Here is a 24,513-nt window from a genome sequence, read left to right as displayed (position 1 = left end):
CATCCCCCGCACCACATTGCCACCCATGCGAAAGTGTCCTCGCCCCCCGATCCGGGCGAGGCTGAACCCAAGCAGCGCCGTCACCCCGACCGCGCCTGCCCGGAAGGAAGACCACCATGAGCTACACTCTGCACCCCCTGAAGAAACAACGCCTCCAGCGCTCGGAACTGGCCGTGCCCGGCTCCAACCCCTCGATGATCGACAAGGCCGCCGACAGCGCCGCCGATTACATCTTCTTCGATCTCGAAGACGCCGTGGCGCCCCCCGACAAGATCAAGGCCCGCGCCAACATCATCCAGGCGCTCAACGACATCGACTGGAAGGCCAAGGGCAAGACCATCTCGATCCGGATCAACGGTCTGGACACGCATTACATGTATCGCGATGTGGTCGAAGTCCTGGAACAGGCAGGATCCCATGTCGATACGATCCTCGTGCCCAAGGTCGGCGTGCCCGCCGATCTCTACACGGTCGAAACGATGATCTCCCAGATCGAAGAGGCCTGCGCCCTGCCCCATCGCATCGGCCTCGAGGCGCTGATCGAAACCGCTCTCGGCATGGCCAATGTCGAAGCCATCGCCGCCGCCCCCGGCCGGCTCGAGGCGCTGCATTTCGGCGTGGCCGATTATGCCGCCTCCAACCGCGCCCGCACCGTGGTGATCGGCGGGCTGAACCCCGACTATCCCGGCGACCAGTGGCATTTCGCCCTGTCGCGCATGACCGTCGCCTGCCGCGCCTATGGGCTTCGGGCGATCGACGGGCCGTTCGGCGATTTCTCCGATCCCGACGGCTATATCCTGTCGGCCAAGCGCGCTGCTGCCCTCGGCATCGAAGGCAAATGGGCGATCCATCCCAGCCAGATCGCGCTGGCCAACGATGTGTTCTCGCCCCCCGAAGCCGAAGTGACCCGCGCCCGCCGCATTCTCGAGGAACTCAAGAAGGCCGAGGCTCAGGGCAAGGGCGCCGCCAGCCTCGACGGCAAGATGATAGACGCGGCCAGCGAACGCATGGCCAACAACGTGATCACCGTGGCCGACGCCATCGCGGCGCAGCACGGTTAACCGGCAAGGGAGGACCGATCATGGATATCCACGAATACCAGGCCAAGGAGCTGCTCAAGCGGTTCGGCGTGCAGGTGCCGCGCGGCGGCATCGCCTACAGCCCCGAACAGGCGGTCTACCGCGCCAGTGAATTGTCGGGCGAACGCTGGGTCGTCAAGGCCCAGATCCATTCCGGCGCGCGTGGCAAGGCAGGCGGCGTGCGCATCTGCTCCACCGAAGAGGAAATCTCGGATGCCGCGCATTGGATGCTGGGCCGCAAGCTCGTCACCCACCAGACCGGCCCTCAGGGCAAACTGGTCAGCCGGCTCTATGTCGAGGAAGCCACCAATATCGCTCAGGAAATCTATCTCGGCCTCGTGATGGACCGCAAGCTCGAGCGCGTGGTCGTCGTGGCCTCGGCCCAGGGCGGCATGGAAATCGAGGAAATCTCGGCCAATGAACCCGACTCGATCATCCGCTCCGTCGTCGATCCCGCCGTCGGCATGCAGGCGTTCCAGGCGCGCGAAATCGCGTTTTCGCTGGGGCTCGAGCCGTCGATGATTGCCCAGGCCGTCAAGACCATCCTCGGATGCTACGCCCTGATGAGCGAGATGGACGCCAACATGGTCGAGATCAACCCGATGGTCGTCACCCGCTCGGGCGAGATCGTGGCACTCGACGCCAAGATCAGCTTCGACGACAACGCGCTGTTCCGCCGCCCGGAAATCTCGGAACTGCGGGACAAGAGCCAGGAAGACACCCGCGAAACCTTCGCCGAGGATCGTGGCCTGTCCTATATCGGGCTTGATGGCGAGATCGGCTGCATCGTCAACGGCGCGGGCCTCGCGATGGCGACGCTCGACATGATCAAGATGGCCGGCGGCGAGCCTGCCAATTTCCTCGACGTGGGCGGCGGCGCCAGCCCCGACCGGGTGCTGATGTCCTTCAAGGCCGTGCTCAACGACCCCAATGTCGAGGCGATCCTCGTGAACATCTTCGCGGGCATCAACCGCTGCGACTGGATCGCCGAAGGCGTGGTGCGCGCCATGCGCGAGCTCGATCTGCACATGCCCGTGGTCGTGCGCCTGTCGGGCACCAATGTCGAGGAAGGCCGCAAGATCCTCGCCGAAAGCGGCCTCGCCGTGATCCCCGCCGAAACGCTGGCCGATGCCGCCGACAAGGTGGTAGGAGCCTGGAAAGACGCCAAATTCAAGGAGGCTTCGTAATGGCCATTCTCATCGACAGCGACACGAAGGTGCTGGTGACCGGCTTCACCGGGCGGATCGGCACTTTTCACACCCAGGACATGATCAACCACGGGACCAACGTGGTGGGCGGCGTAACACCGGGCAAGGGCGGCAGCACCCATCTGGGCCTGCCCGTGTTCAACACCGTGAAGGGCGCCGTGGCCGAAACCGGCGCCGAGCTGGTCATCAGCTTCGTGCCCCCGCCCTTCGCCGCCGATTCGATCATGGAAGCGGCCGATGCCGGCATCAAGACCTGCGTCTGCATCGCCGACGGGATCCCGGCGGCCGACATGATCCGCGTCAAACGCTACATGCGCCGCTACAAGGCCGACCGCCGGATGCGCCTGATCGGCCCCAACTGCGCCGGGATCATCACCCCCGGTCAGGCCTTCGCGGGTCTTATGCCGCCGCATATCTACATGCCCGGGCGCGTGGGCATCGTCGGACGCTCCGGCACATTGGGCTACGAGGCCGCAAGCCAGATGAAGGCCAAGGGCATCGGCGTGTCGTCCTCCATCGGCATCGGCGGCGACCCGATCAACGGCTCGAGTTTTCGCGACATCCTCGAGCTCTTCGAGGCCGACCCCGACACCGACGCCGTCGTGATGGTCGGCGAGATCGGCGGCCCGCAAGAGGCCGAAGCCGCCGAATATATCGAAACCCACATGACCAAACCTGTGGCCGCCTATGTCGCCGGTCTCTCGGCCCCCAAGGGACGGCGCATGGGCCATGCCGGCGCGATCGTCTCTGCCTTCGGGGAATCGGCTCAGGAAAAGGTCGAGATCCTCAAAAGCTCCGGCGTCACCATCGTGCCCACCCCTTCGGCCTTCGGCGAAACCGTGGCGAAGATGCTGCACTGATCGCAAACCGTCGCCGCGCGCCCCTGATCGCGCGGCGCGGGTCTTGACTGCGGCGCGGGCGGCTCATCCCCCCGCGCCGTTTTTTTCGCTGACGTGGACTTGGGGGCTCTGCCCCCAAACCCCCGGGATATTTCCGGCCAGAAGAAACGCGCGCGCAGGCCCTCTTTCATCGTTCTCCAAATACTCCCGCCGGAGGCATCCGCCCCCGGCCAAAGGCGCCGGCGCCCGATCAGATGTCGAGCGTGTTGTCCTTTTCCCAGCGGCTGAAATGCGACACGAAGGAATTCCATTCCTTCATCTTCATGTTGATGAAGGCTTCCGAGAACTCCTCGCCCATCGCCGCCTTGAGCACCTTGTCGCTGTCATAGGCGCGCAGCGCGTCGAGCATGTTGAGCGGCAGGCGCGGCGCGCCCTTCACCTTGTGGCCCTCGGCATACATGTCGATCTCGTAGCGCTTGCCGGGATCGGCCTTGGTGCGCACCCCGTCGAGCCCCGCCGCCAGCGTGACCGCCTGCAGAAGATAGGGGTTGGCCGCGCCATCGGGCAGGCGCAGCTCGAACCGGCCGGGGCCGGGCACCCGCACCATATGGGTGCGGTTGTTCGAGGTCCAGGTCACCGTGTTGGGCGCCCAGGTCGCCCCCGAACTGGTGCGCGGCGCATTGATCCGCTTGTAGCTGTTGACCGTGGGGTTGGTGATCGCCGCCATGCCGGTGGCGTGTTTCATGATCCCGCCAAGGAAGTGCCGTCCCTGATCCGACAGGCCCAGCTCCTTGCTGTCGTCGGCGAAGACATTGACCTTCGACGCCGCCCCCGGCGCATCCCAGACCGAGATATGCAGATGCGCGCCATTGCCGGTCAGCCCCTCGATCGGCTTGGGCATGAAGGTGGCGCGGAAGCCGTGCTTCTCGGCGATCGACTTGGTCATGAACTTGAAGAAGGAATGCCGGTCGGCGGTCACCAGAACGTCGTCGAATTCCCAGTTCATCTCGAACTGGCCATTGGCGTCCTCGTGGTCGTTCTGGTAGGGGCCCCAGCCCAGCTCCAGCATGTAGTCGCAGATCTCGCGCACCACGTCATAGCGGCGCATCACCGCCTGCTGGTCGTAGCAGGGCTTTTCGGCCGTGTCATAGGGATCGCTCAGCGCGTTGCCATCGGGGGTGAGCAGGAAATACTCGGCCTCGACGCCGGTCTTGACATGCATCCCCTCAGCGGCCGCCTCCGCGATCAGCCGCCGCAGCACGTTGCGCGGAGCTTGTGCCACGTCCTCGCCTTCCATGATCGGGTTGGCCGCGACCCAGGCCACCTCGGGCTTCCAGGGCAGCTGGATCACGCTGTCGGGATCGGGCACCGCCAGCATGTCGGGATGCGCCGGCGTCATGTCGAGCCATGTGGCAAAGCCCGCGAACCCCGCCCCATCGGTCTGCATGTCGGCGATCGCCTGTGCCGGCACCAGCTTGGCGCGCTGCCCCCCGAAGAGGTCGGTGAACGAGATCATGAAATACTTGACGCCGTTTTCGGCGGCATAGGCGGCCAGATCCTTTGTCATGGTCCTTTTTTCCTTTCCCTGTTGGCATGAAAGGGGGCGGTTGACCCGCCCCCGATTATATCTTGATCCTCAGAATGTAGCGCCGGGCTTGCCCGGCCACCAGTTGGTTCCCGCCAGGGGCACCTGCGCCATCGCCGCGGCCTCGAGCGTGAGCGCCACCAGATCCTCGGGCTCGAGATGCTGCACATGGTTCTTGCCGCAGGCCCGCGCCAGCGTCTGGCATTCCAGCGCCATCACCTTGAGATAGTTGCGCAAGCGCCGCCCGGCCTCGACCGGATCGAGCCGCGCGGCCAGTTCGGGGTCCTGCGTCGAGATGCCCGCGGGGTCGCGCCCCTCGTGCCAGTCGTCATAGGCGCCCGCCGTGCTGCCCAGCTTTTCGTATTCGGCCTCCCATTTGGGATCGTTGTCGCCCATCGCGATCATCGCCGCCGTGCCGATGCTGACCGCATCCGCGCCCAGCGCCAGCGCCTTGGCCACATCCGCGCCCGAGCGGATGCCGCCCGACACGATCAGCTGCACCTCGCGATGCATGTTGAGATCCTGCAGCGCACGCACCGCATCGCGGATGCAAGCCAGCGTCGGCTGGCCCACATGCTCGATGAACACATCCTGCGTCGCCGCCGTGCCGCCCTGCATCCCGTCCAGCACGACCACATCCGCGCCCGCCTTGACCGCCAGCGTGGTGTCGAAATAGGGCCGCGCGCCGCCGACCTTCACATAGATCGGCTTCTCCCAGTTGGTGATCTCGCGCAGCTCGAGGATCTTGATCTCAAGATCGTCCGGCCCCGTCCAGTCGGGATGCCGGCAGGCGCTGCGCTGATCGATCCCCTTGGGCAGGTCGCGCATTTCCGCCACCCGGTCCGAGATCTTCTGACCCAGCAGCATGCCGCCGCCGCCGGGCTTGGCGCCCTGCCCCACGACCACTTCGATCGCATCCGCCTTGCGCAGATCGTCGGGGTTCATCCCGTAGCGCGACGGCAGGTACTGATAGACCAGCGTTTTCGATTGGCCGCGCTCTTCGGGGGTCATGCCGCCATCGCCCGTGGTGGTCGATGTGCCCGCAGCCGACGCGCCCCGGCCCAGCGCTTCCTTGGCCTGCGCGCTCAGCGCGCCAAAGGACATGCCCGCGATGGTGATCGGGATCGCAAGCTCGATCGGTTTCTTGGCAAAGCGCGTCCCCAGAACCACGTTCGTGTCACAGCGTTCCCGATACCCCTCCAGCGGGTAGCGGCTCATCGAGGCGCCCAGGAACAGCAGATCGTCGAAATGCGGCACCCGGCGCTTGGCGCCACCGCCGCGAATGTCATAGATGCCGGTGGCCGCCGCACGGCGGATCTCGGCATTCACCTCCGGTGTGAAGGTGCTGGAATAGACCGGCATGGTGCGCGGCACATGTTTGTCGTCCTTGGCCATGTCAGGTCTCCTCAATAGGCGTTGTCGATATCGAAGGTGTAGAGCTGCCGGGCCGACCCATAGCGGCGGAACTCCTCGGGCCTGGCATCCACGCCCGACCGCTCCAGCAGATCGCGCAAGGTCTCGAGGTGCTCGGGGCGCATCTCTTTCTCGATGCAATCCGCGCCAAGGCTTTTGACCTGGCCGCGCACGAAGAGCCGCGCCTCGTAGATCGAATCGCCCAGCGCGTCACCCGCGTCGCCGCAGACCACAAGATTGCCCTTCTGCGCCATGAAGGCCGACATATGCCCCACATTGCCCTGCACCACGATGTCGATCCCCTTCATCGAGATCCCGCAGCGCGAGCTGGCATTGCCCTTGATGACCAGAAGTCCGCCATGCCCGGTGGCCCCGGCATATTGGCTGGCGTCGCCCTCGACGATGACGGTGCCGCTCATCATGTTCTCGGCGACACCCGGCCCGGCGCTGCCCTTCACATGGACCGTGGCCTGCTTGTTCATGCCCGCGCAGTAATACCCGGTCGAACCCTTGACCGTCACCTCGATCGGCGCATCCAGCCCCACGGCGATGGCATGGCTGCCGCGCGGGTTGACGATCTCCCAGGCGGTCTCGTTGGTCTGCTGGCTCTGGGCCTGCAGCGTCTCGTTCAGGGCGCGCAGCCCTTGAGCTTCAAGATCGAATGTCTGCATGTCAGTGCTTCCAGAAATAGACGGTTGCGGGTTCGGGCTCCCAGACGCGGGCATCTTCGATACCCGGCAGGTTGACCAGCGCGCGGTATTCGCTGCCGAAAGCCACGTATTGATCGGTCTCGGCCATCACGGCGGGCTTGCAGGCGATGGGATCGCGCAACACGCCGAACCCGTCCTTGGTCCCCACCACGAAGGTGTAGAACCCGTCCAGATCCTCCAGCCCCGATTCCAGCGCCTCGCCCAGCGAATGACCCTGCTGCATCTTCCATGTGAGATAGGCGGCCGCCACTTCGGTGTCGTTCTCGGTCTCGACCCTCACACCCTCGCGCGCCAGCTTGCGCCGCAGCGAGTTGTGGTTGCTCAGCGACCCGTTATGCACAAGGCACTGATCCGGCCCGGTCGAGAACGGATGCGCGCCCAGCGTGGTCACAGCACTCTCGGTCGCCATCCGGGTATGGCCGATGCCATGGGTGCCCTGCAGATGCGGGATGTCGAAGCGCTTGGCCACATCCCCCGGCAGACCCACCTCCTTGTAGATCTCGATCACCTCGCCCGCGCTCATCACCCTTGCCTCGGGGCGCAGCTCCTTCAGCGCCTCTCGCGCCGGGGCAAGCTTGTCCTCGGGCAGATCGATCACCGCATGGGTGTCCTTGGCCCTCAGCGTCACATCGCAGCCCAGCACTTGCGACAGCTCATCATCCAGCCCCGCAAAGCGTGCCGGGTCATCCGCCTGCACGGTCAGCTTGGCAAAGCCATCCCGGTCCGTGCCATAGACCGCGATGCCCGCACTGTCCGGCCCGCGATCCGACATGGTAATCAGCATATCCGTCAGCATTTCACCCAGCTTGGGCTCAAGCGACTTGTCCTTCAAAAACAGTCCGACGATTCCACACATCGACGCCTCCATGATCCTTCAATCGGAAGGCTAGCGCCGAACCGCGCCTATTTCAATATAAAGAATTTAATATTCCTCACAGGAATAACACCTCAGCCGCCGCTCGTCATCAGATAGCCCTTGCCGCGTACCGTCTTGATCTTGCTCCCGCCGCTGCCATCGGTGAACAGCTTGCGCCGCAACCGGCTCACCAGCCCGTCGATCGCGCGCTCGCTGCCCGCCCAATCCCCGCCGCGGATATTCTCCATGATATGCCGGCGTGACAGAACCTGATCGGGCCGCGCCAACAGAACCTCCAGAACATCGAATTCCAGCGTGGTCAGCCTCACCTCTTGCCCGTCGATGCGCCGAACGCTGCGCGACGGCCCATGCACCCTCAGCCCATGCAGCTCTTGGCGGGCCGTATCCGGCGCATCCTGCGAACGCCCCCTCAGGGCCGCGAAGCCCGAATTCCGGCGCCTGAGCGCATTCACCCGGGCGCGCAACTCGCGCATCCGAAACGGCTTGGTCATGTAATCATCCGCACCCAGTTCCAGCCCCAGCACCGTGTCCACCTCGTGGTCCTCACAGGCCAGCAGGATGATCCCCACATCCGAGCTGCGCCGCACATCCTGCACAAGGCCGATGCCGTCGCCATCCGGCGGCCGTGCATCGAGCAGCAGAATATCGAAATCATGCCGGGCAAGATGCTGCGACAGCGCCTTGATCGTCTCACATTGATACACGATATATCCATCTTCCTGCAGGTCGGCCTCGATGGCCGCGCGCAGGTCTTTTTCTTCGTGCAGGACAATGATCTTGCCGTCACTCATGACATGCCTCCCTTCGGCTGGGATGTGAATCGGCCCCTGCCCTTTCGGGCGCAGAGCTCGGCGTTCGGGAAAATATCACTCTCTACCGCATCGGCCCCGACCCCCGCACCGCATCGGGAGGGCCAAAAGCAAAAGGTGCAGCGAAAACAAGCGCCGCAACCAAAGGCAGAGTAACTTGATTGTTCTCAATTTGCAAAATTTTGAAAAATACCGCCGCCAACCAGCCATCTTCCGCCCATAGCAAGGAAAAATCAGGCCATTGAAAGAAACACCTTATGTCCATCCAGCTCTTTGCAGATCGCGATCCCGGAAACGCTCTCATCAAACTGCCTATCAGCGCGCGCCGCACCGTGCGCTGGTTGCCCCGGATCGGGGACAAGTTTCCCGATTTTTCCCTCGACACCACCCAGGGCGAGCTGCGCTTTCGCGATTGGGCGCTCGGAAGCTGGACACATCTCTTCAGCCATCCCGCGGCCCTGACCCCGGTCTGCACCACCGAAATCGCCTCTCTCGCCTCGCATGACGAGACCTGGAAACGGCTCAATGTGAAACATCTGGGCATCAGCGCCTCCCCGATCGAGGACCAAAGGCTCTGGCACGAGCATGTCGAGGACATCTTCGAGGTCGATATCGGCTTTCCCATCGGTCACGACCCGATGCTGACCCTCAGTCAGCTGTTCGGAATGATCCACGACGAGGAAGCCACCGGCCACGCGATCCGCAAGAGCTTCATCCTGACCCCCGAATTGCGCATCGCCGTCATGATGGAATATCCCGTGCATATCGGCCGCAGCACCGCGGAACTGATCCGCGTGATCGAGGCGCTGCAACTGGTTGACGCAACCGGCGCCGCGACGCCCGCCGACTGGATGCCGGGCGATGTGGCGCTCGTGCCGGACGAGCGCAGCGAAACCGAGGTGCTTCGCCAATTCGGCGCGCTCTCCCGTCGGATCATATCCTATCTGCGCGTCGTCGATCCGGGTCCCTAAAGCGGTCCGCTCACACGCCTGAGGCGCACACCCTCTCCCCCGCCCGCGACATCCCTCCATATCCGTCGCGCCGCTGCCTGCCGGGCCAAGCCTCATCCCGGCAGATGGCATCATGGGCGGGGCATCGCCGCATCGCATGCCCTCTCGCATGACGGGACCGGCGATAGGCAGGTTGGGGCGCGGACCAAAGACGGACCGCGCCCCGCCTCAGCCCTCCCGGCTTCTGCCCTGCGGATACGAGATCACCGACAGATACCGAATCGGCAGCCGGATCAATTCATCCGGTCCGTGCGGCGCGTCGGCATCGAAGAACAGGCTGTCACCGGGACGCAGGTGAAAACTCTGATCGCCATGCCGGTATCCCACCTCGCCTTCCAGAATATAAAGCAGCTCCACCCCGTCATGCTGGAAGATCGGGAACACATCCGACTCCTCGTTCAACGTGATGAGATACGGCTCCACCACCACACCCGAATTGTTGGCGCCCAGATGTCCCAGCAGATTGTATTGATGCCCGGCCCGCGTGCCGGCCCTCTCGATCTCCAGCGCCTCACCCGCCTTCACATGCACCGCTTCGCGCCGCTCCTCGAAGCGCCGGAAGAAGGCCGTGACCGGAACGCTCAACGCGCTCGACAAGGCCTGCAGCGTGGTCAGCGACGGCGAGGTGACGCCGTTCTCGATCTTCGACAGCATCCCCACCGACAGGCCCGTCGCATCGGCCAGATCGGCCACGGTCATGCCCCTTGCATGGCGCACCTCGCGCACCTCGCGCCCGATCGCCGTCTCCAGGTTCTTCTCTCGCGTCTCCCGCAGCTTGTGCGGGTCCTGGCTCAGCTTGGTTTGCGGCATCTCGTGTCTCGTCGTGATCACCGCGTCCGGGCGGCGCTTCAGGATGGAAAATCCCGTCCCCGAATTCAAGCCCGCAGGCCGCTATTGGCGGGTTTGCGTACGGGATGGACACAATTTGTCGCTGGCGGATCCGATTTCGTCCTGATCGCGTGTAGGTTTCGTACGATCTGTACGGAAATCCGCCGATTGACCCCGGTGCGACGCAATTTTGTCGCGAACCGGCATTGTAACGCGGCGCTACTCCTATATGTGGGCGTCGCAACCTTGCGGAACCCCTATGACTTCAGTCGCTTACCCCCGTGTTCTCCACCTCCCGGCCCACCGCTGCGGCGGTCTCGGCTGTGGCGTCACGGCCATGATCGGCAGGGATGCATGACCCGCGCCTCATTCCAGCCACATTTCGCCACCACCCTTGGGGGAAAACCCCCGGCGGCAGACGCGCGCCACGCGTCTCGCCCGCCTCACAAACCGGAGCAGACAATGGCACAGACCCCCAACCAAACCGCGCGCGCAGGCAGCGCCAATCAAACCCCGACCCCGGCGCAAGCGCCTTCGGGAAAAACGATTTCCAGTAGTGTTTTCAAGGATTTCGCCAGCATCTGATGGGCGAATGACAGCCTGAAAATCAGACGCTCGACAGAAGCAGGGCCGCGCTCGGGATCACCGGCACGGCCCTTTCTTTTAATGTCTGCGCAGGTCTCGCAGGTCTTACCCGACCAGTTCGAGACCCGAGAAGAAATACGCGATCTCGACCGCCGCGGTTTCCGGCGCGTCCGACCCGTGAACCGAGTTTTCGCCCACGGACTCCGCGAATTCCGCCCGGATCGTCCCCGGCGCCGCATCCGCAGGGTTGGTCGCTCCCATCACGTCACGGTTCTTTGCGATGGCGCCTTCGCCTTCCAGAACCTGCACCACGACCGGTGCCGATGCCATGAATTCGCACAGCTCGTCATAGAACGGACGCTCCTTGTGCACGGCATAGAACTCTCCGGCTTGCGCCTTGGTCAACTGGATGCGCTTCTGCGCAACGATGCGCAGGCCCGCATCCTCGAACTTGGCGTTGATCTTGCCGGTCAGGTTCCGGTTGGTTGCGTCGGGTTTGATGATGCTCAGCGTGCGTTCGACAGCCATTTCAGCCTCTTTCCTCTGGAAAAGGGGTGCAAGCCCCTGCCCGCACCCATTGAATATCGCGGCCCCGATAGCATGGGGTCATACGATTGAAAAGCCGCGATTGACGCCCGCCGGGCTTTGCGTCACACCGCAGCCATGCTGCATATCGACGATATCTCCTACTCGGTCGCCGGCCGCCCCCTGATCGAGCATGCCTCGGTCTCGATCCCCGATGGCCACAAGGTCGGCATCGTGGGCCGCAATGGCACGGGCAAAACCACGCTGTTCCGCCTGATCCGAGGCGAACTGGCGCTTGAAACCGGTCAGATCAGCCTGCCCTCCCGCGCCCGCATCGGCGGCGTCTCGCAGGAGGTGCCGGGCAATTCGGTCTCGCTCATCGACACGGTTCTGGCCGCCGACACCGAACGCGCCGCCCTGCTGGCCGAGGCCGACACCGCCACCGACGGCGCCCGCATCGCCGAGATCCAGATGCGCCTTGCCGATATCGACGCCTGGTCCGCCGAGGCCCGTGCCGCCTCGATTCTCAAGGGGCTTGGCTTCACCGACGAAGAACAGGCCCAGCCCTGCAGCGCCTTTTCGGGCGGGTGGCGGATGCGCGTGGCGCTGGCGGCGGTGCTGTTTTCCGCCCCTGACCTGCTGCTCCTCGACGAGCCGACGAACTATCTCGATCTCGAAGGCGCGCTCTGGCTCGAAACCTATCTGGCGCGTTATCCCCATACCGTGCTGGTCATCAGCCATGATCGCGGGCTGCTGAACCGGGCGGTCGGCGCGATCCTGCATCTCGAAGACCGCAAACTCACGCTCTATCAGGGCGGCTATGACCGCTTCGCCGAAACCCGTGCCGCCCGTCTTGCCGCGGCGGAATCCGAAGCCAAGAAACAAGACGCCCGCCGCGCCCATCTGCAATCCTATGTGGATCGGTTCCGCTACAAGGCCGACAAGGCGAAACAGGCCCAGGCCCGCATCAAGGCGCTGGCCCGGATGCAGCCCATCACCCGCCCGCAAGAAGCCGCACTGCGCCGCTTCACCTTTCCCGAACCCGAAGCCTTGTCACCCCCCATCCTGCGGCTTGACGGCGCCTCGGTGGGCTATGACGGCAAAGCGGTGCTGTCGCGGCTCGACCTGCGCATAGACCAGGATGACCGCATCGCCCTTCTGGGCCGCAACGGCGAAGGAAAATCCACGCTTTCCAAGCTCTTGGCAGGCAAACTTGATCCTATGAGCGGACAAGTGCACGCCTCCTCCAAGCTGCGTGTGGGCTATTTTGCCCAACATCAGGTCGAAGAGCTGCATCTCGATGAGACACCGATCGACCACATCCGCCGCCTGCGCCCGACCGAACCGCCCGCCAAGCTGCGCGCCCGCCTGGGCGGCTTCGGCATCGGCGCCGAACAGGCCGACACGCTGGTCGGCAAACTCTCCGGCGGCCAGAAGGCCCGCCTAAGCCTGATGCTGGCCACGATCGACGCGCCGCATATGCTGATCCTCGACGAGCCGACCAACCATCTCGACATCGAAAGCCGCGAGGCTCTGGTCGAGGCGCTGACCGCCTATACCGGCGCTGTGATCCTTGTCAGCCACGACATGCACCTGCTCAGCCTCGTGGCGGACCGGCTCTGGCTGGTCAAGAACGGGCATGTGGCGCCCTATGACGGCGATCTCGACAGCTACCGCACGATGCTGCTGCAGGGCGATGCCCCGCCACGGCCCTCCGATGCGCCCAAACCCGCGGCGCCCAAACGCCCTGCGCGCGACGCGCTTCTGGCGCTGCGTGCCGAGGTCCGCAAATGCGAAGAGCGCGTGGAAAAGCTGAACGACATGCGCGACCGGATCGCGCGGAAACTGGCGCATCCCGACATGTATCACGACACCCGCATCCAGGAAGCTGCCGAATGGCAGAAGAAATATGCCGAAGTCATCGACGGGCTCGAGCGCGCCGAAACCCTGTGGATCGCCGCGCTGGAACGTCTGGAACAGGCCGGCGGATAGCCCCCTGCTCACCGCGCCCTCGCGCCCATCTTCCCGAACGCGCCCCGATAGGCTAGACCAAGACCCGTATGGACGCCGCTTTTCTCATAACCGCCTTCGTCACGCTCTTCGTGATCATCGATCCGATCGGCATGACGCCGCTCTTCGTGGCGCTGACCCAAGGCATGAGCCCGGCCCGGCGCCGCGCCATCGCGCTGCGCGCCTGCGTGACATCGGCCCTGATCCTGATCGTGTTCGCGGCTTTCGGCGAACAGGTGCTGGGCTTCATCGGCATTTCCATGCCCGCCTTCCGCATCGCCGGCGGCATCCTGTTGTTCCTCACTGCCCTCGACATGCTCTTCGAGCGGCGCAGCAAGCGCCGCCAGGGCCAGGCCGAAGAGGCCGAGGAAGACGATTTCAACGACGATCCCTCGATCTTTCCTCTCGCCATTCCGCTGATCGCCGGCCCAGGCGCGATCGCCTCGGTGATCCTGCTGGCCGGCCAGCGCCCGGGCCTCGAAGGGCTGGCGCTTGTCAGCGGCGTCATGCTGAGCGTGATCGCGATGGTGTTCGTGCTGTTCCTCACCTCCGGCCTGCTCGAACGCGCGCTCGGGCGCGTGGGCATCAACGTGGTCACCCGGCTGCTGGGGATGCTGCTGGCCGCGCTCGCGGTGCAATTCGTGCTCGACGGTCTGCGCGGTTTCGGACTGGCCGGGTGATCTTTCCAACGCCCCGGCGCGCGCCTATATCCCCCCCATGACGGATTTCGACTATGCCAGGCTGATCTATCTCGTGCTGCTCGGCGGCGCGATCCTGATGTGGTTCTTCGCCCAGAACCGCGCCTCCTTCGGCAAACTCACCCAACAGGCGCTGGTCTGGGGGCTGATCTTCGTGGGCGTGATCGCCGCCGTCGGCCTTTGGGACGACATCCGCCAGACGGTGCGCCCCACCCAGACGATCCTTGCTCAGGACAACCGGATCGAATTGCCCCGCGCGCCGGATGGTCATTACTACCTCACTGCCGAGATCAACGGCACGCCGGTTCGCTTCGTCGTGGACACCGGCGCCTCTCAGATCGTGCTCACCCGATCGGATGCCGCCCGTGCCGGGATCGATACCGCCGCCCTGGCCTATATCGGCCGCGCCAACACCGCCAACGGCACGGTGCGCACCGCCCCCGTGCGCCTTGACAGCATCGCCATCGGCCCGATCCGCGACACCCGCGTGCGCGCCGTGGTCAATGAAGGCGCGATGGACCATTCACTGCTCGGCATGGACTACCTGCAAACCTTTTCCAGTGTCGAAATCGGAGGCGGCAAGCTGGTTCTCACACGCTGAGACCCGCTGGTTTCTTCTGGCCCCAAATATCCCGGGGAGCGCGAGGGGCTGGCCCCTCGCATTCCGACGATCCGGACCGGGTTCAGGCTTCGGCCTTTTTCTCCCACCGGCCCGACTCCTCGGACCAGTATTGCGCGGAACAGCCCGCCGATGTCAGCGCCTTCCACTGGCCCCGTGCCCTTTGCAGCGCGGCATCGTCATGCCCGTCGAACAGGATGCAGACCCGCTCCAGCCGGCTCACCTCATCGGGCGCCACCTCGGCCCCGTCCACCGCCATCAGGCACAGCGCGCCATTGGGGATCTCGTCCGATACGGTCAGCAGCACCGGCTGATCGGCCTCATGGGGTCGTCCCGCCAGCCCATGCGGCAAAAACCCCTCCTCCGGGCCAAGCCAAAGCCTCTCGTCCAGCCATTCCATCCGCGCCGCATCATGCCCGCGAACGATCACGCGCCAGCCCGCCTGACGCGCCTTGCCCAAAAGCATGGGAAGCGTCGTCTCCAGCGGGTTCCGGGTCAGATGATAGAAAAAGGCCGCCCCCATCAATCCTTCTCGAACATATCCGCAACCAGCCGATTGAGCGCCATGACCCCCCATCCCGACGCGCCCTTGGGGGCATAGCGCGTCTCGGACTTGACCGAGGTGACGCCCGCGATATCGAGATGGATCCACGGCACGCCGTCCTTGACGAAACGTTGGATGAACTGGGCCGCCGTGATCGACCCCGCAGGCCGTCCACCGATATTCTTGATATCCGCGATGTCGGATTTCAGCATGTCGTCATAGGCTTGGGCCAGCGGCATGCGCCAGGCCGCTTCATCCTCGGCCTCGGCGGCCTTGAGAAACGCGTTGCACAGCGTGTCGTCATTCGAAAACACGCCTGCCTTTTCATGCCCGAGCGCGATGATCATCGCACCGGTCAGGGTGGCCAGATCGACAATGCCTGCCGGTTTGAACGTCTCCTGCGCGTACCAAAGCACATCGGCCAGTACCAGCCGCCCCTCGGCATCGGTGTTGATCACCTCGATCGTGTCGCCCTTCATCGACGTGATCACGTCGCCGGGGCGCGTTGCGCGATCCGAAGGCATGTTCTCCACCAGCCCGACAAGACCCACCACATTGGTCTTGGCCTTGCGTTTGGCGATCGCGTGCATCGCGCCGCAGACGACACCCGCCCCGCCCATATCCATGGTCATGTCTTCCATGCCGGCCGCAGGCTTTAGGCTGATACCGCCGGTGTCGAACACCACGCCCTTGCCGACCAGAGCCAGCGGAGCCGCCTTGTCCGCACCCCCGCGCCATTCCATGATGGCCAGTTTCGAGGGGCTGGCGCTGCCATGGCCCACCGACAAAAGAGCACCCATGCGCAGCTTGCGCATCGCCTCTTCCTCCAGCACGGTCACCTTCAGGCCCAGCTTCTCCATATCCTTGATGCGATTGGCGAATTCCGTCGTTGTCAGGTGGTTCGCAGGCTCACTGATCAGATCGCGCGCGAAGATCACCCCTTCGGCGACAGCGGCCAGAGGCGCGAAGGCCGCTTCGGCCTCATCGGGTTTGGCGGTCATGACCCGCACAGCACCTTCCACATCCTTGGCCGTGTCGGTCTTGTGTTCGGTGAACCGATAGCAGCGCAGCGCCATCCCGAGCGCCAGGTCGGCGGGCCGCCGCACCGACCCCGCCAGCACCAGAAGCTCTTTTCCGGCTTTCGCGCGCGCCAGCGCCACGCCCGCACGGCGTGTCTCGGCCTGCTTGGCCCCGCGATCAAGGCACAGAACATCCAGCGCCTCGGCCTTCATGCCGACCGGCCAGGCCAGCGTGCGCATCTCGCCCGACTTCACCTTGCCCCAGGCGTCGCTGTCGGTCAGCCGCTTCAACGCTCCCTTGGTGAGACGATTGACCCGGCGCGCGGCGGTATCGAGCTTGCCATCCGGTGTCACGATCACGGCCACGCGGCCCTCGGCTTCGGCGATTTTCTCGATATCGGTCTCTTCGAAGGTCACGCGCACGGGTGTCGTCATCTGTCGGCTCCTGTCTTTGCTCTGCGTCAAGTCCTAGCGCAGCCATGCCGGGTTGACCAGTTAGCAGTTTTCCATCCCGTTCAATTCCGATAGGTTTCCCCAAAGTGCTGCTTTTTGGGGGGACACGTGACCAGATTCGACAGATACATGCTGTCGCAATTCATGGTTCTGTTCGGTTTTTTTGCGCTCGTTCTGGTGTCCATATTCTGGATCAACAAGGCCGTGCGCATGTTCGACCGTCTGATCGGTGATGGACAGCCTGCCTGGGTGTTTCTTGAATTCACCGCGCTCACGCTTCCGGGCGTGATCGGCGTGATCCTGCCCATCGCGGCGTTCGCCGCAACGGTCTATGTGACCAACCGTCTGAGCACCGAAAGCGAACTGACCGTGATGCAGGCGACCGGCTATTCACCCTGGCGGCTGATGCGTCCGGTGATCGTGTTCGGCATCCTCATTGCGCTGATGATGTCCCTGCTCACGCATTTCCTCATTCCATCCAGCCTCAGTCAATTGCGCCTGAGGCAGGACGAGGTCAGCCAGAACATCACCGCGAAACTGCTCACCGAGGGCGAATTCCTGCACCCGGCCCCCGGCATCACCTTCTATATCCGCGACATCACGCCCGACGGCGAATTGCACAATGTCTTCATGTCCGACAGGCGCGACAGCGAAAGCACGATGACCTACACCTCCAATCGCGCCTATCTGATCCAGGACCCCGAGGGCGGCACGAAGCTGCTGATGGTCGACGGTCTTGCCCAGACTGTGCGCCGCGATGGAAACCGTCTCTTCACAACGCATTTCAACGATTTCTCCTACGATATCAGCACGCTCATTTCATCCGACGCGACAAGCCTCGACAAGGTGACCTTCGCTCATACCCTGGACATGGCGCGCGACCCTCAGGCCGTGGCCGATCGCACGCTTTCGGCACTGTCGCAGGTCATCTTCGAGCTGAACAACAGGTTCAGCCAGCCGCTCTTGTGCATAATCGCCGCGATGATCGGTTTCGCGTCACTTTTGCTGGGTGGATTCAGCCGTTTCGGCGTGTGGCGGCAGATCCTGCTGGCCTTCACGCTGCTGATCCTGATCAAGCTGGTGGAAAGCCGGATGACGGGACTCGTTCTGGCACATGCTGATCTTTGGCCGCTGATGTATCTGCCCGCCGCCCTTGGCGCGCTGATCACCGGTGTTTTGCTGCATCTTGCAGCGCGTCCCGCCTTTGGCCGCAGATTGCTTGACCGGTTCCGGCGCCGCCCCCTTCCCGAGCTCGAGGACGGCGCCGCATGACCTTGCATTTATATCTCGCGCGGCGGTTCCTGTTGACCTTTCTGGCGATCTTTTCGGTCTTTGTGATCCTTCTGTTCCTGATCGATCTCGTTAAGGAAATGCAGGATTTCCCGGCGTTCCCCTTCAGCGAGATCCTCGAGATCGCGCTGCTCAAGGCACCGAGCGCCAATTACGAGATCCTGCCCTTGATCGTCATCCTGGCAACCGTGGCGCTGTTTTTGCGGATGTCTCGCAATTCCGAACTGGTGGTCGTGCGCGCTTCGGGGAGATCTGCGATCCGCGCGCTGATCGCACCTCTTGTCGTGGCGGGGCTGATCGGCGTGGTGTCCGTGACCATGCTCAACCCGATCGTGGCCGCATCCGCCAAGCGGCATAACGATCTGATGAATTCCTATCTGGGATGGAGCATCAACATCATGGCCATCGCCCCCGAAGGGCTTTGGCTCCGGCAGGGAAGCGAAACCGGCCAGACGGTGATTCATGCCGAACGCGCCAGCTCGGATGTCAGCACGCTTTACAACACCACCTTCATCGCCTTCGGGCTGGATGGCACACCACAGCGCCGGATCACCGCCGCAAACGCCACGCTTGGCGATGGCGAATGGCGCCTCACCGATGCCAAGCTCTGGGATCTGTCCAGCGGCATCAACCCGGAAAGCACCGCCCAGGAACTGGACAGCTATTCGGTCCCCTCCGCCCTCACCCAGGACCGGATCATCGACAGCTTCGGAAAGCCCGAATACATCTCGATCTGGGATCTTCCGAAATTCATCGGACAGCTCGAGGAGTCGGGCTTTTCCGCGCGTCGCTACGCCGTCTGGATGCAGACAGAGCTGGCGCGCCCGCTCTTCCTGATTGCTCTTGTCATGGCGGCGGCGGCCTTCACGATGCGCCATTCGCGACTTCACAACACCGGCGTGTCCGTGCTGACCGCAATCATGCTGGGCTTCGGTCTGCATTACATCCGGAACTTTGCCCAGATCCTTGGGGAGAACGGCCAGATACCCGTCATGTTGGCGGCATGGGCGCCCCCTGTCGCCGCATTTCTGCTGGCGCTCGGCATCCTTCTGCACATGGAGGAAGGATGATCCGAAGCCTGCCTGCCCTCATCTTGAGCCTTGCGCTCGGCCTGTGGCCGGCGACCGGCATCACACAAGACGCAAGCCCACCGCAGCAAGGCGCGATCCTGTTGGCCGATGACGTGCGGCTCATGGCCGATGATCGGCTGGTTGCCTCCGGCAATGTCGAGGCGATGTATGGCGATCAGCGGCTGCAGGCCAAGTCCATCACCTATGATCAGAAGACCGACACTCTGACGATCGAAGGCCCAATCATCCTGCGGCAGGGCGACAGCACACTCGTGCTGGCCGACGCTGGAGAGCTGGACCGCAAGATGCGCAACGGACTGTTGACCGGCGCGCGCGTCGTGCTGGAAAGCCAGGTGCAGCTGGCCGCCAACGCGATGGTGACGGTCGAAGGCCGATATTCGCAACTGTACAAAACCGCCGTGACCTCGTGCCGGATCTGCGAAACAGGGCGCCCGCCCCTGTGGCAGATCCGCGCGCGCAAGGTCGTCCATGACCAGCAGGAGCGGCAGCTCTATTTTTCGGATGCCCAGCTTCGCGTGCTGGACATGCCGGTATTCTACCTGCCGCGCCTGCGCCTTCCGGACCCGACCCTGGAACGCGCAACCGGCTTTCTTCTGCCCTCGATCATCAATTCCTCGCTGCTGGGATCAGGGCTGAAATTGCCCTATTTCATCAAGATCGGCGATCACCGGGATCTCACGCTCACACCGTTTCTCACCAACAAGAGCCGCACACTGGAATTCAGGTACAGGCAGGCTTTCCATAATGGCGATCTGTTGATCCGCGGCGCGGTCACTGATGATGACGTCGGGCTCGAGTCGACGCGCGGCTATCTGTTCGCCATTGGCCGGTTCGATCTCAAACGGGATTTCGAGCTGACATTCGATGTCGAGGTCGCCAGCGACGACGCCTATCTGTTCGATTACGGCTATTCCTACAAGGACTGGCTGGACAGCGAGATCGCCATCGAACGCGCAAGGCGCGATGAATTCATCCGGGGTGCGCTGACATATTATCACTCCCAACGGCTCGGACAGTCAAATTCGACCCTCCCCACCATCGTTGGAAATGCCCAATACGAAAAACGCCTCTTTCCCGAACGGATCGGCGGGGAATTGCGGTTCGGGGCGCAGGCGCATGGCCATTATCGCTCATCCGATCTGCGCACCGACGGGGCGGACCTCGACATATGGGCCGATGGTCGCGACATGCTGCGGTTCACCGCAAGTGCCGACTGGCTGCGCAACTGGGCCTTGCCCTCGGGCGTCCTTGCCGAGGTTCAGGCAGGGCTGGCGATCGACCATTTCGACGTGACCCAAGGCGGCGGGCTCGGCCTGTCCTCGGCGACCGAAGTGACGCCCTCCACCTCGGTTCAACTGCGCTGGCCGCTCGTCAAGTCTTCGGCCAACGGTGTGACGCAGGTGATCGAACCGGTGGCACAGCTGTCCTGGGTCGGCGGCTCCAACCCGGCAATACCGAATGACGAAAGCACGCAGATCGAGTTCGACGAAGGCAATCTTTTCAGCCTGTCGCGCTATTCTGCACCAGATCGCCGTGAACGTGGCCTGAACGCCGCCTACGGCGTGCAATGGACACGTTTCGACCCCGATGGCTGGGAGGCCTCACTGGCCTTCGGTCAGGTGTTCCGCAATGAGCGCGAGATCGAAGCGACCGGCGTGCCCTCCCTCACCGACAGTTCCGGCCTGCAGGACAGGTTCTCGGATGTGCTGTTTGCCGGTCAGTACAAGACGCAAAACGGCCTGACCTTAACCGCCCGCGGACTGTTTGACGACGGGTTCAGGGCCACCAAGGCCGAGGCCCGCGCCAGCTGGTACAATGACCGCACCAGCCTCTCGGGCACGTATATCTGGCTGCGCAACGATCCCGCCGAACAGCGCCCCGACAACGTCTCGGAATGGAGCTTCAGCGGCAGCTACCGGCTCGCGCGCCATTGGACAGGCCGGGCGAACTGGCGCTATGACGTGGCCCGTGACATTCCTGTGTCCAGCGGCCTTGGCCTGACCTACACCAACGAATGTGTGGAACTGTCGGTTAATGCCTCGCGTTGGTACAGCTCTTCCTCTATCTTGCAAGAGACCACGAATATCACGTTCACAGTCGCGCTGTTGGGCTTTACAACCAAGACCCAGGAAAACAGCTACACGCGAACATGCAAAAACTAGGCAGTATGAGACCCAGAATGCGCCAATTTCTCGCAGCACTTGTCCTCCCCGCCGTAATGGCCACGTCCATGAGCTGGGGGATCGCCGCACCTGCCTCTGCGCAGAACCTGTTCGCGCCGGTGGTCAAGGTCAATGATCAGGCCATCACCGGCTATGAAATCCAGCAACGCGCACGCATGCTCACCCTGTTCCGGTCGCCCGGCAACCCCGTGGAGCTGGCCCGCGAACAGCTGATCGAAGAACGCCTCAAGGTGGATGCCGCGCGCGCCGCCGGGCTTGTCCTCGAAGATGCCGATATTCGTGTCGGCATGGAGGAATTCGCGAGCCGCGCCAACATGACGGCCGAAGAGTTCATCGGCGCCCTCGAAGGCGCCGGGGTTTCGGAACAAAGCTACCGTGAATTCGTGCGCGCCGGCATGACATGGCGCGAACTGGTACGCGCGCGTTTTGCACCGCGCGTTTCGGTCAGCGATGCGGATCTCGAACGCGCCCGCGCCGCCCTGACCGAGGACAGCGGCGTGCGTGTGCTGCTGTCCGAGATCATCATGCCGATCACACCGCAGGACGCCGAAGAGGTACAGGATCGCGCCGCCCGCATATCCGAGCTCGACTCGATCCCCGCGTTCTCGGCCGAAGCGCAGCGATATTCCGCATCCGCCACCGCGGCGCGTGGCGGGCGGCTGGACTGGATGTCGATCACCAACCTGCCCCCGCAACTGCGCCCCGTGATCCTCGCCCTCGGACCCGGCGATGTCAGCGATCCGCTGCCCATCGAAGGAGCCGTGGCCCTGTTCCAGCTGCGTGACATCGAAGAAACAGACACCCCGGAACCTGACTACGCCGCCATCGAATACGCGACCTATTACATCGCCGGCGGCCGCAGCGAACAGGCGTTGGCGCGTGCCGCGCGGGTGCGTGCGGATATCGACACCTGTGACGATCTCTACGGCATCGCCAAGGGCGAACCCGCCGAGGTTCTGGATCGTGGCTCCTACGCCCCCGACGAGCTGCCCCAGGACATCGCCATCGAACTGGCCAAGCTCGATCCCGGCGAGGTCTCGACGAACCTGACCCGCTCGAACGGGCAAACCCTCGTCTTCCTGATGCTCTGCGGCCGGACCCCTGCCCTCGAAGGCGAAGGGCCCTCGGCAGAGCAACTGACCAACCTGATCCGGAACCGTCGGATCGACTCCTTCGCCGACGGCTATCTCGCGCAGCTGCGCGCCGAAGCGCGCATCATCGAGCTGGAATGACCGGCCCTGTCGCGCTGTGCTGCGGCGAGCCGGCCGGGATCGGCCCCGAACTCGCGGCCAAGGCCTGGCGCGCGCTCGGATCTGACCTGCCCTTCGTGCTGATCGGCGACCCCTCGCATCTGCCGCCCGGCACGCCCGTGGCCGAAATCACCGACCCGGCCCTCGCCGCGGATGCGGCGCGGCGCGGCGTTCCCGTGCTGCGCCATGATTTTCCCGGCCCGGCCACACCCGGCACCCCCGAGCCGCGCCACGCGCAGACGGTGATCGACGTCATCGCGCGCGGCGTCGATCTGGTGCGCTCGGGCCAGGCGCGCGCGCTCTGCACCGCCCCCATTCACAAGAAGGCATTGCAGGACGGCGCGGGCTTTCGCTATCCGGGCCATACCGAATATCTGGCCGCGCTTGCCGGCACCGCCCGTGTCGTGATGATGCTCGCCTCGCCGGCACTTCGCGTGGTGCCAACGACCATCCATATCCCGCTGGCTCAGGTGCCGCGCGCGCTGACCGCCGAGCTTCTGCAGGACACGCTGCGCATCACCCACCAGGCGCTGATCCGCGATTTCGGCATTCCACGCCCCCGCATCGCCGTGGCGGGCCTCAACCCGCATGCCGGCGAAGGCGGGGCGATGGGCCGCGAAGAGATCGACCTGATCGCGCCCCTGCTCGAGCGGATGCGCGCCGAAGGCTTCGACCTTCAAGGCCCGATATCGGCGGATACGATGTTTCACGAGCGTGCGCGCGCGACCTATGATGCCGCGGTCTGCATGTATCACGATCAGGCGCTGATCCCGATCAAGACACTGGATTTCGACCGCGGCGTGAATATCACCCTCGGGCTGCCCTTCATCCGCACCTCGCCCGACCACGGCACTGCCATGGACATCGCCGGGCGCGACCTGGCCAACCCCTCTTCGATGATCGAGGCGCTGAAGATGGCCCATACCATGGGCGCGGCGCGCGCGGCGGCCACGCCATGAGCGCCATCGACACCCTGCCCCCCCTGCGCGACGTCATCGCCCAGCATGGCCTCAGTGCGCGCAAGGCGCTTGGCCAGAACTTCCTGCTCGATCTCAACCTGACCTCCAAGATCGCGCGCGCGGCCGGCGATCTGACAGGCTCGGACGTGCTGGAAATCGGCCCCGGACCCGGCGGGCTGACGCGCGGCCTGCTGGCCGAAGGGGCGCGCCACGTGCTCGCCATCGAAAAGGATGCGCGCTGCCTGCCCGCCCTCGACGAAATCGCCCAGGCCTATCCCGGGCGGCTGACCGTGCTCAACGCCGATGCGCTGCAGGTCGACCCCCTGGCCCATCTGACACCCCCCATCAAGGTGGTGGCCAACCTGCCCTACAATGTCGGAACCGAGCTGTTGATCCGCTGGCTCACCCCCGCAGATTGGCCCCCTGTCTGGGACAGCCTGACGCTGATGTTCCAGCGCGAAGTGGCCGAACGCATCGTGGCGCAGCCCGGATCGAAAGCCTATGGCAGGCTCGCCCTTCTGGCGCAATGGCGCTGCGAGGCGCGGATCGTGATGCACCTGCCCCCCTCGGCCTTCACCCCGCCGCCCAAAGTATCCAGCGCCGTGGTCCATATCACCGCCCTGCCCGAACCTCGCTACCCCGCCGATCCCGTCCTTCTCGAGCGGCTGGTGGCAAAGGCGTTCAATCAGCGCCGCAAGATGCTGCGCGCCGCCCTCAAGGGCCTCGCCCCCGATCTCGAAGACCGGCTGCTCGCCGCCGGCATCCAGCCCACCGACCGCGCCGAAACCGTCGGGCTCGAGCAATTCTGCGCGCTGGCCCGCAGCCTCAAATCATAGGGGCAAACAGAAAAACAGGGGCCGAAGCCCCCGTTTCATCGTTCCATAAATACTCGATATCCCGCCGCGATCCTAAAGCGTTTCGCCTTTAAC

At 64.1% G+C, this 24,513-nt stretch carries 23 protein-coding genes; 14 read left to right on the top strand and 9 right to left on the bottom strand.

What is annotated here, in order from left to right; translation table 11 throughout:
• Positions 1 to 116: 116 nt before the first annotated feature.
• Genes F3H35_RS05480 through sucD form a run of 3 tightly spaced genes read left to right on the top strand, consistent with a single transcriptional unit; the run spans position 117 to position 3,147 of the window.
• Positions 117 to 1,061, top strand: coding sequence for an HpcH/HpaI aldolase/citrate lyase family protein (locus F3H35_RS05480; RefSeq protein WP_007815043.1), 945 nt, complete (start codon positions 117 to 119; stop codon positions 1,059 to 1,061).
• A 20-nt stretch (positions 1,062 to 1,081) separates the two neighbouring features.
• A complete protein-coding gene (locus F3H35_RS05475; RefSeq protein WP_149778607.1) occupies positions 1,082 to 2,266 on the top strand; it encodes a malate--CoA ligase subunit beta in 1,185 nt (394 codons plus the stop codon).
• Entirely contained in the window at positions 2,266 to 3,147 is an 882-nt protein-coding gene (sucD, locus tag F3H35_RS05470) for a succinate--CoA ligase subunit alpha (RefSeq protein WP_149778606.1), read from the top strand. Before F3H35_RS05475 ends, sucD begins: the two co-directional genes overlap by 1 nt.
• 229 nt (positions 3,148 to 3,376) lie before the next feature.
• On the opposite strand, the gene glnT is transcribed toward sucD, so the two are convergent.
• The 5 genes from glnT to F3H35_RS05445 all read right to left on the bottom strand — a co-directional run bounded on the left by glnT (position 3,377) and on the right by F3H35_RS05445 (position 8,502).
• Positions 3,377 to 4,693 (bottom strand): type III glutamate--ammonia ligase, encoded by a 1,317-nt coding sequence (glnT, locus tag F3H35_RS05465; protein WP_149778605.1) that lies wholly within the window; start codon positions 4,691 to 4,693, stop codon positions 3,377 to 3,379.
• Positions 4,694 to 4,762: 69 nt separating this feature from the next.
• The gene (locus tag F3H35_RS05460) at positions 4,763 to 6,106 is read right to left on the bottom strand and encodes an FMN-binding glutamate synthase family protein (RefSeq protein WP_149778604.1); all 1,344 of its coding nucleotides are present in this window, start codon (positions 6,104 to 6,106) and stop codon (positions 4,763 to 4,765) included.
• A gap of 11 nt (positions 6,107 to 6,117) precedes the next feature.
• A complete protein-coding gene (locus tag F3H35_RS05455) occupies positions 6,118 to 6,795 on the bottom strand; it encodes a GltB/FmdC/FwdC-like GXGXG domain-containing protein (protein ID WP_007815034.1) in 678 nt (225 codons plus the stop codon).
• A 1-nt stretch (position 6,796) separates the two neighbouring features.
• Positions 6,797 to 7,690, bottom strand: a complete 894-nt coding sequence (locus F3H35_RS05450) for a class II glutamine amidotransferase (protein WP_149778603.1) — start codon at positions 7,688 to 7,690, stop codon at positions 6,797 to 6,799.
• A 92-nt stretch (positions 7,691 to 7,782) separates the two neighbouring features.
• Positions 7,783 to 8,502, bottom strand: coding sequence for a response regulator transcription factor (locus tag F3H35_RS05445; protein ID WP_149778602.1), 720 nt, complete (start codon positions 8,500 to 8,502; stop codon positions 7,783 to 7,785).
• Between the two features lie 275 nt (positions 8,503 to 8,777).
• Here F3H35_RS05445 and F3H35_RS05440 point away from each other — a divergent pair, with 275 nt between their 5' ends.
• On the top strand, positions 8,778 to 9,491 hold the full coding sequence (locus F3H35_RS05440) for a peroxiredoxin (RefSeq protein ID WP_149778601.1): 714 nt from the start codon (positions 8,778 to 8,780) through the stop codon (positions 9,489 to 9,491).
• A gap of 207 nt (positions 9,492 to 9,698) precedes the next feature.
• On the opposite strand, the gene F3H35_RS05435 is transcribed toward F3H35_RS05440, so the two are convergent.
• Positions 9,699 to 10,340, bottom strand: a complete 642-nt coding sequence (locus F3H35_RS05435; RefSeq protein ID WP_149778808.1) for a helix-turn-helix domain-containing protein — start codon at positions 10,338 to 10,340, stop codon at positions 9,699 to 9,701.
• Positions 10,341 to 10,820: 480 nt separating this feature from the next.
• Between F3H35_RS05435 and F3H35_RS19105 the strand changes: the two genes are divergently transcribed.
• On the top strand, positions 10,821 to 10,943 hold the full coding sequence (locus tag F3H35_RS19105; protein ID WP_262975121.1) for a hypothetical protein: 123 nt from the start codon (positions 10,821 to 10,823) through the stop codon (positions 10,941 to 10,943).
• 105 nt (positions 10,944 to 11,048) lie between these two features.
• Here F3H35_RS19105 and ndk read toward each other — a convergent pair whose 3' ends face one another.
• Positions 11,049 to 11,471: a nucleoside-diphosphate kinase gene (gene ndk, locus F3H35_RS05430; protein WP_007815029.1), complete on the bottom strand. Its 423-nt coding sequence runs from the start codon at positions 11,469 to 11,471 to the stop codon at positions 11,049 to 11,051.
• Between the two features lie 135 nt (positions 11,472 to 11,606).
• Between ndk and F3H35_RS05425 the strand changes: the two genes are divergently transcribed.
• From F3H35_RS05425 to F3H35_RS05415, 3 genes are all read left to right on the top strand, one after another.
• Positions 11,607 to 13,460 carry an ABC-F family ATP-binding cassette domain-containing protein gene (locus tag F3H35_RS05425; protein ID WP_149778600.1) on the top strand — a complete coding sequence of 618 codons (1,854 nt, stop codon included), beginning with the start codon at positions 11,607 to 11,609 and terminating at the stop codon, positions 13,458 to 13,460.
• A 68-nt stretch (positions 13,461 to 13,528) separates the two neighbouring features.
• A complete protein-coding gene (locus F3H35_RS05420) occupies positions 13,529 to 14,158 on the top strand; it encodes a MarC family protein (RefSeq protein ID WP_149778599.1) in 630 nt (209 codons plus the stop codon).
• Positions 14,159 to 14,195: 37 nt separating this feature from the next.
• Entirely contained in the window at positions 14,196 to 14,777 is a 582-nt protein-coding gene (locus tag F3H35_RS05415) for a retropepsin-like aspartic protease family protein (protein ID WP_149778598.1), read from the top strand.
• Between the two features lie 82 nt (positions 14,778 to 14,859).
• Here the strand turns inward: F3H35_RS05415 and F3H35_RS05410 are convergent, their stop codons facing one another.
• A complete protein-coding gene (locus F3H35_RS05410) occupies positions 14,860 to 15,318 on the bottom strand; it encodes a DNA polymerase III subunit chi (protein ID WP_149778597.1) in 459 nt (152 codons plus the stop codon).
• Positions 15,318 to 16,793, bottom strand: a complete 1,476-nt coding sequence (locus F3H35_RS05405; protein WP_149778596.1) for a leucyl aminopeptidase — start codon at positions 16,791 to 16,793, stop codon at positions 15,318 to 15,320. The genes F3H35_RS05410 and F3H35_RS05405 overlap by 1 nt, the downstream gene beginning before the upstream one ends.
• Positions 16,794 to 16,940: 147 nt before the next feature.
• Between F3H35_RS05405 and lptF the strand changes: the two genes are divergently transcribed.
• From lptF to rsmA, 6 genes are read left to right on the top strand one after another with little or no spacing between them, the layout of a single operon-like run.
• Positions 16,941 to 18,083 (top strand): LPS export ABC transporter permease LptF, encoded by a 1,143-nt coding sequence (gene lptF, locus F3H35_RS05400; RefSeq protein ID WP_149778807.1) that lies wholly within the window; start codon positions 16,941 to 16,943, stop codon positions 18,081 to 18,083.
• A complete protein-coding gene (lptG, locus tag F3H35_RS05395) occupies positions 18,080 to 19,171 on the top strand; it encodes an LPS export ABC transporter permease LptG (RefSeq protein WP_149778595.1) in 1,092 nt (363 codons plus the stop codon). The genes lptF and lptG overlap by 4 nt, the downstream gene beginning before the upstream one ends.
• Positions 19,168 to 21,354 carry an LPS-assembly protein LptD gene (locus F3H35_RS05390; RefSeq protein ID WP_149778594.1) on the top strand — a complete coding sequence of 729 codons (2,187 nt, stop codon included), beginning with the start codon at positions 19,168 to 19,170 and terminating at the stop codon, positions 21,352 to 21,354. The genes lptG and F3H35_RS05390 overlap by 4 nt, the downstream gene beginning before the upstream one ends.
• Positions 21,342 to 22,607, top strand: coding sequence for a peptidylprolyl isomerase (locus tag F3H35_RS05385; protein WP_394852306.1), 1,266 nt, complete (start codon positions 21,342 to 21,344; stop codon positions 22,605 to 22,607). The genes F3H35_RS05390 and F3H35_RS05385 overlap by 13 nt, the downstream gene beginning before the upstream one ends.
• Positions 22,604 to 23,584: a 4-hydroxythreonine-4-phosphate dehydrogenase PdxA gene (gene pdxA, locus F3H35_RS05380; RefSeq protein WP_149778592.1), complete on the top strand. Its 981-nt coding sequence runs from the start codon at positions 22,604 to 22,606 to the stop codon at positions 23,582 to 23,584. The genes F3H35_RS05385 and pdxA overlap by 4 nt, the downstream gene beginning before the upstream one ends.
• Entirely contained in the window at positions 23,581 to 24,420 is an 840-nt protein-coding gene (rsmA, locus tag F3H35_RS05375; protein WP_149778591.1) for a 16S rRNA (adenine(1518)-N(6)/adenine(1519)-N(6))-dimethyltransferase RsmA, read from the top strand. The genes pdxA and rsmA overlap by 4 nt, the downstream gene beginning before the upstream one ends.
• The last annotated feature ends 93 nt before the right edge of the window (positions 24,421 to 24,513 follow it).

The organism is Roseovarius litoreus (genome assembly GCF_900142765.1).
GTDB lineage: Bacteria > Pseudomonadota > Alphaproteobacteria > Rhodobacterales > Rhodobacteraceae > Roseovarius > Roseovarius litoreus.
Note: the sequence above shows the minus strand (reverse complement) of the source record. Positions and strands in the feature narration are given on the sequence as shown.